Below are 9,315 nucleotides of genomic sequence, written 5' to 3'. Positions count from 1 at the left end.
CCCGTGTCCTCCCCCGCCTCCGGCCGCCGCACCAGGGCGGCCGGGCTGTTGCTGTTCGTGCTGCTGCTGGTCTGCGCCGTGCTCGCCGCCGGCGCCCTCGTGGTCGTCGAGCTGCGGGCCGGGCGCCCCTCCGCCGGGGAGCCCCGCTGCGTGGTCGCCGCCACGGACCCGGACGGGCAGCGCCGGCGGCACACCCTGTCCTCCGAGCAGGCGGCCAACGCGGCCCTGATCACCGCCGAGTCCGTCCGGCGCGGCATCGACCCGTACGCGGCGGTCGTGGCCCTGGCCACGGCCGTGCAGGAGTCCCAGCTCGTCAACATCGACTACGGGGACCGCGACTCCGTGGGCCTGTTCCAGCAGCGCCCGTCCCAGGGCTGGGGCACGGTCGAGCAGATCATGGACCCGGCCTACGCCACCGGCGTCTTCTACGACCGCCTCGCCGAGGTGGACTACGCCCGGCTGTCCGTCACCGAGGCCGCCCAGGCGGTCCAGCGCTCCGCGCACCCGGACGCCTACGCCCCGCACGAGCCCCTGGCCCGGGCCTTCGCCGCCAGCCTGACCGGGGGCACCGAGGCCTCCCTGAACTGCGTGCTCGCCGACCCCGAGCGGCCCGGGGACGCGGCGGCGGCCGCCGACGCCCTGGGCGCGGCCTTCGGCGCCGCGGCCCCCGCGGCGCGCGCGGAGGCCGGCCGGGTGGTCGTGCCCGCCCCGGCCGGACCCACCGGCTGGGCGGTGGCGCACTGGGCGGTCGCCTCCGCCGAGCGGCTGGGCGTCGCCGAGGTCTCCTACGACGGGCGCAGCTGGGTCCGGGCCGACCAGCGGACCACCCGCTTCGCCCCCGCCCCCGGCTGGGTGGACGCCGCCGAGGCCCACCCGGACGGCCCGCCGCCGGCGGGGGACGTCGTGCTGGTCCTCGCGAGCCGCTGAGGGGCCGCCCGCGCCCGGGCGGATACGCTGGGCGCATGAGAATTCTCGTCACCGGGGGAACCGGCTACATCGGCTCGCACACCGTCCTCGCCCTGCTGGAGGCCGGCCACGACGTCGTCGTGATGGACAACCTGGCCAACTCCTCGCGCACCTCCCTGGAGCGGGTCGAGGAGCTCGCCGGGCGCCCGGCGTCCGCGTTCGCCGAGGTCGACCTGCTGGACCCGGCCGGGCTCGACGCCCTGTTCGCGCAGCACCGGCCGGAGGCGGTGATCCACTTCGCCGGGCTCAAGGCCGTGGGCGAGTCGGCCGAGCAGCCGCTGCGGTACTACCGCACCAACGTGACCGGCACGCTGAACCTGCTGGAGGCCATGGAGGCCCACGGCTGCCGCTCCATCGTGTTCTCCTCCTCCGCCACGGTCTACGGCGCCCCGGAGGAGATGCCGCTGACCGAGAAGCAGCCCATGGACGCGCAGAACCCCTACGGCCGCACCAAGGAGCACATCGAGGACATGCTCGTGGACCTCGCCGCCTCGGACCCGTCGTGGGGCGTGGCCCTGCTGCGCTACTTCAACCCCGTGGGCGCCCACGAGTCCGGCCGGATCGGGGAGGACCCCACGGGGGTGCCGAACAACCTGCTGCCGTTCATCGCCCAGGTGGCCGTGGGCCGGCGGGAGCGGCTGCGCGTGTTCGGCGACGACTACCCCACCGCCGACGGCACCGGGGTGCGCGACTACATCCACGTCGTCGACCTCGCGGAGGGCCACCTCCGGGCCCTCGACCACCTCGCCCGGCACGGCGGGGTGCACACGTGGAACCTGGGCACGGGCACGGGCTACTCGGTGCTCGAGGTGCACGCCGCGTTCGAGCGGGCCTCCGGGCGCAGCATCCCCTACGAGATCGCAGCGCGGCGCCCCGGGGACGCGGCCGTCTCCTACGCCGACCCCTCCACCGCCCTGGCCGAGCTGGGCTGGTCCGCCGAGCGGGACATCGACACGATGTGCCGCGACCACTGGAACTGGCAGCGGAGCAACCCGGAGGGCTACGCCGGGTCCTGAGGCCCCGGGCTCACCAGCCCGGCGGCCGCACCACGTTCGGCGGCGCGTCGGCGAACAGCGCCGCCACCCGGCGCTCGTCGTGGCCGGCGATGCCCGTGCCCACCCGGGTCAGCCAGAACGTCAGCTCCGGGTGGGCGCGGGCGAAGTCCACGAACACGGCCGCCTCCCGCTCCAGGGCGGGGAACCCGCTCATGCTGTCGATCGCGTAGGAGCGCCCCTGCAGACCGTGGCCCTGCCCCGGCACCGCGCCGAAGCGCTCCACCGCGGTGCGCGCCGCGCCGGCCCCGTGCGCGCCGCTGGCGTTGGAGCCGAAGACGAAGACCTCGCCGGGGCCCAGCTCGGTGATCCGCTCGGGGGTGTGCCGCTGCTCGCTCATGGCCCGCACCCTACCGGGGCGCCCGGCGGGCGCCAAGGGCAGGGCCCGCGTCCCCTTCGGGGGACGCGGGCCCTGGTCCGCCGGTGCGGCTCAGCCCTGCGGGTAGTGCCGCTCGGCCTCGCCCACGTAGAGCTGGCGCGGGCGCCCGATCTTGGTCTCCGGGTCCTCGATCATCTCGCGCCACTGCGCGATCCACCCCGGCAGCCGGCCGATGGCGAACAGGACCGTGAACATCTTCTCCGGGAAGCCCATCGCCTTGTAGATCAGCCCCGTGTAGAAGTCGACGTTCGGGTAGAGCTTGCGCTCCACGAAGTAGTCGTCGGCGAGGGCCTTCTCCTCAAGCCGCATCGCGATGTCGAGCTGCTCGTCGTTGCCGCCCAGCTTCTCGAGGAGGTCGTGGGCGTAGTCCTTGACGATGCGCGCGCGCGGGTCGTAGTTCTTGTACACGCGGTGGCCGAAGCCCATGAGCCGGGCCCCGGACTCCTTGTTCTTGACCTTCTCCATGAACTCCTCGGGCTTCACGCCCTCCTGCTGGATCCGGTTCAGCATGGCCAGCACGGCCTCGTTCGCGCCGCCGTGCAGCGGGCCGTAGAGGGCGTTGATCCCGGCGGAGACCGAGGCGAACATGTTGGCGTGGGAGGAGCCCACCAGCCGCACCGTGGAGGTGGAGCAGTTCTGCTCGTGGTCCGCGTGCAGCATCAGGAGCACGTCGAGGGCCTTGGCCATCGTCGGGTCGATCTCGTAGTCCTCGGCGGGGACCCCGAAGCACATCCGGAGGAAGTTCTCCGTGTAGGTGAGGTCGTTCTTCGGGTAGAGCATCGGCTCGCCCTTGGACTTCTTGAACGCGTACGCGGCCAGGGTCGGGACCTTGGCGAGCAGCCGGATCGTGGAGATCTCCACGTGCTCCTGGTCGAACGGGTCGAGGGAGTCCGCGTAGAACGTGGACAGCGCCGAGACCGCCGAGGAGAGCACGGGCATGGGGTGCGCGTTGCGGGGGAACCCGTTGAAGAAGCTCTTGAGGTCCTCGTGGACCATGGTGTGCCGGCGCACCCGGGTGTCGAAGTCCTCGAGCTGGGCCGGGGTGGGCAGCTCGCCGTAGATCAGCAGGTACGCGGTCTCGATGAACGACGAGTGCTGCGCGAGCTCCTCGATCGGGTAGCCGCGGTAGCGCAGGATGCCGTTGTTGCCGTCGATGTAGGTCACGGCCGAGCGCGCGTTCGCGGTGTTCATGAAGCCGGGGTCGAAGGCGACGTTGCCCGTCTCCTTGAGCAGGTTCGTGATCGCGTACCCGCGGTTGCCCACGGTCGCGTCCTGGACGGGCAGCTCGAGCCGGCCGCCGTTGCCGTAGTCGAGCTGGGCGGTCTCGGTCTTCTGTGCAGACTCGGTCATGTTCTTCGTCCTCCGCGAGTGGATTTCGGTGTCCGGTGTCCGGGGCGGCCCTGCCGGGCGGCACCGGTGGCGCAGCACGGGCGTGTCTCGGGACACAGCGATCGTCACGGTCCAACCTACCTGCTCCGTCGGCGGGCGGACCAATCCCGGCGCCGCGCGGCGGCGCCTCAGCCGCGGGAGAGCCGCTGCACGGCGGCGTCGATCCGCTCGTCCGTGGCGGTGAGCGCGAGCCGCACGTAGCCCTCCCCCGCCGTCCCGTAGAACACGCCCGGGCCCACCACGACGCCCCGCTCGGCGAGACGCCGGACCGTGGCCCAGGTGTCCTCCCCGGCCGTGCACCACAGGTAGAGCCCCGCCTCGGAGTGCTCCACGCGCAGCCCGAACGCCTCCACGGCGGGCACCAGGCGCTCGCGCCGGGCGCGGTAGAGCGCCTTCTGCGCCTGCACGTGGGCGTCGTCGCCGAGGGCGACCCGCATGGCCTCCTGGACGGGGGCCGGGACGATCATCCCGGCGTGCTTGCGCGAGTTCACCAGGTTGGCCATCAGTCCGGCGTCGCCGGCGAGGAACGCGGCGCGGTAGCCGGCCACGTTGGACTGCTTCGACAGGGAGTACGCCGAGAGCAGCAGGGAGGTGTCCCCGCCGCTGACCCGCGGGTCCAGCACCGAGGGGACGGGCGCCCCGTCCTGCTGGACGTCCCACCGGCCCCAGCCGAGCTCGGCGTAGCACTCGTCGGAGACGACCACCGCCCCGAGCTCCCGGGCCTGGTCGACGACGCGGCGCAGCGACTCGACGTCGCGCACGATGCCGGTGGGGTTGGCGGGCGAGTTCAGCCAGACCAGGCGCACCCGGGAGCGGACCCCGTCCTCGAGCTCGTCGAGGTCGTCGGCGGGAACCGCCTCGGCGCCGGCCAGCCGCGCCCCGATGTCGTAGGTGGGGTAGGCCACCGTGGGGCGCACGAGCACGTCCCCCGGGCGCAGGCCGAGCAGCAGCGGGAGCCAGGCGACGAGCTCCTTGGAGCCGACCGTCGGCATGACCGCGGCCGGGTCCAGGCCGGGCACGCCGCGGCGCCGGGCGTACCAGGCCACGACGGCCTCCCGCAGGGCGGGCGTGCCGTGGGTGGTCGGGTAGCCGTGGGCGTCCGCGGCGGCGGCCAGCGCGTCCTGGACCACCAGCGGGGTGGGGTCCACGGGCGTGCCGATCGACAGGTCCACGACCCCGTCCGGGTGCTCCGCGGCGACGGCGCGGTACGGCGCCATCGTGTCCCACGGGTAGTCCGGGAGCGCGAGGCCGAAGGACCGTGCCGTCTCGGTCACTGGGCGCCCTGGTTCTGCGGGGGCAGGGCCGCGATCATCGGGTGGTCCGTGTGGGTGTTGCCGAGCTTGGCGGCCCCGCCCGGGGAGCCGAGGTCGTCGAAGAACTCGACGTTGGCCTTGTAGTAGTCGGCCCACTCCTCGGGGGTGTCGTCCTCGTAGTAGATGGCCTCGACGGGGCAGACCGGCTCGCACGCGCCGCAGTCCACGCACTCGTCGGGGTGGATGTAGAGCGAGCGCTCCCCCTCGTAGATGCAGTCGACGGGGCACTCCTCGACGCAGGCCTTGTCCTTGACGTCGACACAGGGCTGGGCGATGACGTAGGTCACGGCGTTTCACACCTTTCTGCTGGATTTCTCCGACCAGTCTAGCCACCGTGTCCTGGCTACGATGACAGCCATGGTTCCCCCGACATCCGGCTCAACGTCCTCCCCCGTTCCGTCATCCGCGGCCGCGGACTTGCTCGCGGGCCTGCCGCCCGGTACACGGGTGAGCGTGCGCTACGCCCTGCCCGCCGACGACGCCTCCGGGCTGCCGCTCACCGACGCCCTGGGCGAGCTGGTGGACCCGGCCGCCGCGGGGGGTACTGGGACGGTGACGGTGCGTACCCGGCGCGGGGACGTGCTGATCCCCGCCGCCATGGTGCGGGCCGCCCGGGTGGTGCCACCGGCCCCGCCGCGGCGGCGTCCGCGCGGCGGCTGACCGGCCGGCGGGAGCGCGGGCGGCCGGGCGCTCAGGCGGGGCGGGCCGCCCGCCGCCGGGCCCGCACCCAGCGGCCCGTGACGAGCACGGAGACGATCGTCACGGCGAACACCACCACGAACCAGGCCAGGCCCAGGACGCCGACCACCGTGCGCGGGTCCGTCACCACGATCACCGACCCGTCCCCGCCGTAGGCGAAGAACCAGGACACGAGGTAGCCGATCAGCCCGGGCACGGCGGCGGCCCACACGCGGCGGGTGGCGGTGCCGACCCACAGGGACACGCTCAGCAGCAGAGCGGCGGCGAAGAGCAGCCCCCACGGGAGCCACCACCCCGCCGGCGCGTACCAGACCGCCCCGTGCAGCACCGTGGCCACGCTCGCGCCGGCGAGACCGGCGGCCACGGAGGTCACCAGGGTGGTGGGCAGCGAGGCCGGGGCGGCGTCGGCCCGCGTCCGCCCCGCGGCGGCGCCCGGGTCCCCGCTGAGCAGGCGGAAGGTCTCCAGGGCGCTGAAGGGCTGCCACACCCCGTTGGACAGGGCGAAGCGGCCGCCGTCCTCGGCGAGCACCAGCTGGGTGGCGTGGGCGGCCATCGCCGCCCGCTTGCGCCCGGCGGAGCCGTGCACCGCGGCCTGCGGGCGGGGGTCCTCCGCCCGGGCCTCCCCCTCGACGGCCCACACGAGGGGGGTGCGCCACGGCTCGGCGGTCCCGCCCGAGGCGTCCGTGCCCGGACCGGCGGCCAGCTCCGCCCCGCGCACCGCGACGGCGGCCGTGCGGACGTGGTCGGGGTGGCCGTAGCCCCCGTCGTCGTCGTAGGTGACGAGCACGTGGGGGCGGACGGCGCGCACGGCCGCGGCGACGTGGGCCGCGGCCTCCTCGGGGGACGCCGCGGTGAGGCTGTGCGGGGAGGAGTCCCCGGCCGGGGCCGCCCGGCCGTCGGGGCCCCAGGACATCCCGGAGTCGTGGTAGTGGCCCGTGCCGCCGGCGAAGCCCGCGGTCGGGTCCAGGGCGGGGGGCTCCCCCGCGAAGAAGCGGTCGGCCACCCCCAGCGCGGCGGCCGCGCCGTCGAGCTCCCCGACGCGGTAGCGGCCCAGGGCGGTGCCGTCGTCGGTGCAGCCGGGACGGCCGACCTCGAGCCCGCGCAGGGGCCCGGGGATCACCTCGCCGCGCTCCCCCCGGGTCATGGTGAGCAGCACGACCTGCGCGCCCAGCTCCGCGTACCGGCCCATGGTGGCGCCCGTGGCGATGGACTCGTCGTCGGGGTGGGCGTGCACGAACAGCAGCCGGGCGTCCTCCGGGCGCAGCCCGGCGGGCAGCAGACCCGGCAGGGCGTCCTCGCGCACGAGGACGCCCTGCTCGGGGTAGTACGGGACGGGCTGGGTCACGGGACGGCCTGCCGCGCTCGCCTGCTGGGCCGGTCGCTCAGGCGCGGGCGCGGGCGCGGTTGGCCTTGAGGCGCTCGTTGGCGTCCAGGACCACCTTGCGGATCCGGATCGCGTCCGGGGTGACCTCCACGCACTCGTCCTCGCGGGCGAACTCGAGGGACTCCTCGAGGGTCAGCTTGCGCGGGGGCGTGAGGTTCTCGAAGGTGTCCGAGGAGGCCGCACGCATGTTGGTGAGCTTCTTCTCCTTCGTGATGTTCACGTCCATGTCGTCGGCGCGGGCGTTCTCGCCCACGATCATGCCCTCGTACACCTCGGAGGTCGGCTCCACGAAGAAGGAGCCGCGCTCCTGCAGGTTGATCATCGCGAACGGGGTGACCACCCCGGCGCGGTCGGCGATCATCGACCCGTTGGTGCGGTACTCGATGTCACCGGCCCACGGCTCGTAGCCGTCGGCGTAGGAGGACGCGATGCCGGCGCCCCGGGTCTCGGTGAGGAACTTCGTGCGGAAGCCGATGAGCCCGCGGGAGGGGACCTTGAACTCCATGCGCACCCAGCCGGTGCCGTGGTTCGCCATGGCCTCCATGCGGCCCTTGCGGGCGGCCATCAGCTGCGTCACGGCGCCGAGGAACTCGTCCGGCACGTCGATGGTCATGTGCTCGTAGGGCTCGTGCACCTTGCCGTCGACGGTCTTGGTGACCACCTGCGGCTTGCCCGCGGTCAGCTCGAAGCCCTCGCGGCGCATCTGCTCCACGAGGATGGCCAGGGCCAGCTCACCGCGGCCCTGGACCTCCCAGGCGTCGGGGCGCTGGGTGGGGAGCACCTTGAGCGAGACGTTGCCGACCAGCTCCTTGTCGAGGCGGTCCTTGACCTGGCGGGCGGTGACCTTGGCGCCCTTGACCCGCCCGGCCAGCGGGGAGGTGTTGATGCCGATGGTCATGGAGATCGCGGGGTCGTCCACCGTGATCAGGGGCAGGGGCTGCGGGTTCTCCGGGTCGGTGAGGGTCTCGCCGATGGTGATGTCCTCGATCCCGGCCACGGCCACGATCTCACCGGGGCCGGCGGACTCGGCCGGGACCCGCTCCAGGCCCTTGGTGGCCAGCAGCTCGGAGATCCGCACGTTCTTCAGCTCGCCGTCCGCCCGCGCCCAGGCCACGGTCTGGCCCTTCTTCAGGGTGCCGTTGAAGATCCGCAGGAGCGCGAGACGGCCCAGGAACGGGGAGGCGTCCAGGTTGGTCACGTGCGCCTGCAGGACGCCCTCGGGGTCGTAGGAGGGGGCCGGGACGTGCTCGATGATCGTCTGGAACAGCGGCTCGAGGTCCTCGTTGTCCGGCAGGGACCCGTTGGCGGGCTGCTCGAGGGAGGCCCGGCCGTCGCGGCCGGCGGCGTAGACCACGGGCACGTTCAGGACGGCGTCGAGGTCAAGGTCCGGCTCGTCCTCGGAGATGTCGGAGGCCAGGCCCAGGAGCAGGTCCATGGACTCGCCCACGACCTCGTCGATCCGGGCGTCGGGGCGGTCCACCTTGTTGACCACGAGGATCACGGGCAGCTTCGCCTCGAGCGCCTTGCGCAGCACGAAGCGGGTCTGGGGCAGCGGGCCCTCGGAGGCGTCCACGAGGAGCACGACGCCGTCGACCATGGACAGGCCGCGCTCGACCTCGCCGCCGAAGTCGGCGTGGCCGGGGGTGTCGATGACGTTGATGGTGATGGTCTCGCCGTGGGCGGAGGGACCGTCGTAGAACACGGTGGTGTTCTTGGCGAGGATCGTGATGCCCTTCTCGCGCTCCAGGTCACCGGAGTCCATCACGCGCTCCTCGACCTCACCGTGGGCCGAAAACGCGTGCGTCTGCTGGAGCATCGCGTCCACGATGGTGGTCTTGCCGTGGTCGACGTGGGCCACGATGGCCACGTTGCGGAGGTCGGCGCGCTGGGCGGTGGTGGAGGTTACAGACATACGCGTGGGTCTCTCTTCGGGTGGAGATGCGGGGGGAGGTGCAGCCCTCCCGATGGGTGCGGCCGGGGCGCCGCCGCGCGCCCGGAGAGGCCCGGACGGGGGCACCCGCACAGCGGGCCACCGAACAGTCTACCTTGCGGGACCGCCCGGGCGGCACCCCGGCGGGCTGTGACCCCGCCGACCCCACCGCGCCGCCTCCCCCGCCGCGCCGGCCCGGCGGC

9 protein-coding genes are annotated in these 9,315 nt (G+C 73.8%); 3 read left to right on the top strand and 6 right to left on the bottom strand.

Annotated features, from left to right (window positions below):
* Nucleotides 1-3: 3 nt before the first annotated feature.
* Both ACWCOM_RS16410 and galE read left to right on the top strand, forming a co-directional pair.
* Entirely contained in the window at nt 4-927 is a 924-nt protein-coding gene (locus ACWCOM_RS16410) for a hypothetical protein (protein ID WP_454549810.1), read from the top strand.
* Between the two features lie 35 nt (nt 928-962).
* On the top strand, nt 963-1,982 hold the full coding sequence (galE, locus tag ACWCOM_RS16405; RefSeq protein ID WP_454549808.1) for a UDP-glucose 4-epimerase GalE: 1,020 nt from the start codon (nt 963-965) through the stop codon (nt 1,980-1,982).
* Nucleotides 1,983-1,992: 10 nt separating this feature from the next.
* On the opposite strand, the gene ACWCOM_RS16400 is transcribed toward galE, so the two are convergent.
* The 4 genes from ACWCOM_RS16400 to fdxA form a co-directional block, all read right to left on the bottom strand.
* The gene (locus tag ACWCOM_RS16400; protein ID WP_454549807.1) at nt 1,993-2,358 is read right to left on the bottom strand and encodes an A1S_2505 family phage non-structural protein; all 366 of its coding nucleotides are present in this window, start codon (nt 2,356-2,358) and stop codon (nt 1,993-1,995) included.
* A gap of 90 nt (nt 2,359-2,448) precedes the next feature.
* Nucleotides 2,449-3,747: a citrate synthase gene (locus tag ACWCOM_RS16395; protein ID WP_454549806.1), complete on the bottom strand. Its 1,299-nt coding sequence runs from the start codon at nt 3,745-3,747 to the stop codon at nt 2,449-2,451.
* 167 nt (nt 3,748-3,914) lie between these two features.
* Nucleotides 3,915-5,060 carry a succinyldiaminopimelate transaminase gene (gene dapC / locus ACWCOM_RS16390; protein WP_454549804.1) on the bottom strand — a complete coding sequence of 382 codons (1,146 nt, stop codon included), beginning with the start codon at nt 5,058-5,060 and terminating at the stop codon, nt 3,915-3,917.
* The gene (gene fdxA, locus ACWCOM_RS16385; RefSeq protein WP_047801516.1) at nt 5,057-5,386 is read right to left on the bottom strand and encodes a ferredoxin; all 330 of its coding nucleotides are present in this window, start codon (nt 5,384-5,386) and stop codon (nt 5,057-5,059) included. Before fdxA ends, dapC begins: the two co-directional genes overlap by 4 nt.
* A gap of 130 nt (nt 5,387-5,516) precedes the next feature.
* Here fdxA and ACWCOM_RS16380 point away from each other — a divergent pair, with 130 nt between their 5' ends.
* Nucleotides 5,517-5,759: a putative acetyltransferase gene (locus ACWCOM_RS16380; protein WP_454549809.1), complete on the top strand. Its 243-nt coding sequence runs from the start codon at nt 5,517-5,519 to the stop codon at nt 5,757-5,759.
* 31 nt (nt 5,760-5,790) lie between these two features.
* Here the strand turns inward: ACWCOM_RS16380 and ACWCOM_RS16375 are convergent, their stop codons facing one another.
* Nucleotides 5,791-7,143: a PIG-L family deacetylase gene (locus tag ACWCOM_RS16375; RefSeq protein ID WP_454549803.1), complete on the bottom strand. Its 1,353-nt coding sequence runs from the start codon at nt 7,141-7,143 to the stop codon at nt 5,791-5,793.
* Between the two features lie 37 nt (nt 7,144-7,180).
* A complete protein-coding gene (gene typA, locus ACWCOM_RS16370) occupies nt 7,181-9,094 on the bottom strand; it encodes a translational GTPase TypA (RefSeq protein ID WP_454549802.1) in 1,914 nt (637 codons plus the stop codon).
* Between the last annotated feature and the right edge of the window lie 221 nt (nt 9,095-9,315).

Source organism: Kocuria sp. KH4 (assembly GCF_053711175.1).
Note: the sequence above shows the minus strand (reverse complement) of the source record. Positions and strands in the feature narration are given on the sequence as shown.

Coding starts and splice junctions, on each gene's coding strand:
- galE (WP_454549808.1), top strand. CDS start 963: ATGAGAATTCTCGTCACCGGGGGAACCGGCTACATCGGCTCGCACACC.
- ACWCOM_RS16400 (WP_454549807.1), bottom strand. CDS start 2,358: ATGAGCGAGCAGCGGCACACCCCCGAGCGGATCACCGAGCTGGGCCCC.
- ACWCOM_RS16395 (WP_454549806.1), bottom strand. CDS start 3,747: ATGACCGAGTCTGCACAGAAGACCGAGACCGCCCAGCTCGACTACGGC.
- typA (WP_454549802.1), bottom strand. CDS start 9,094: ATGTCTGTAACCTCCACCACCGCCCAGCGCGCCGACCTCCGCAACGTG.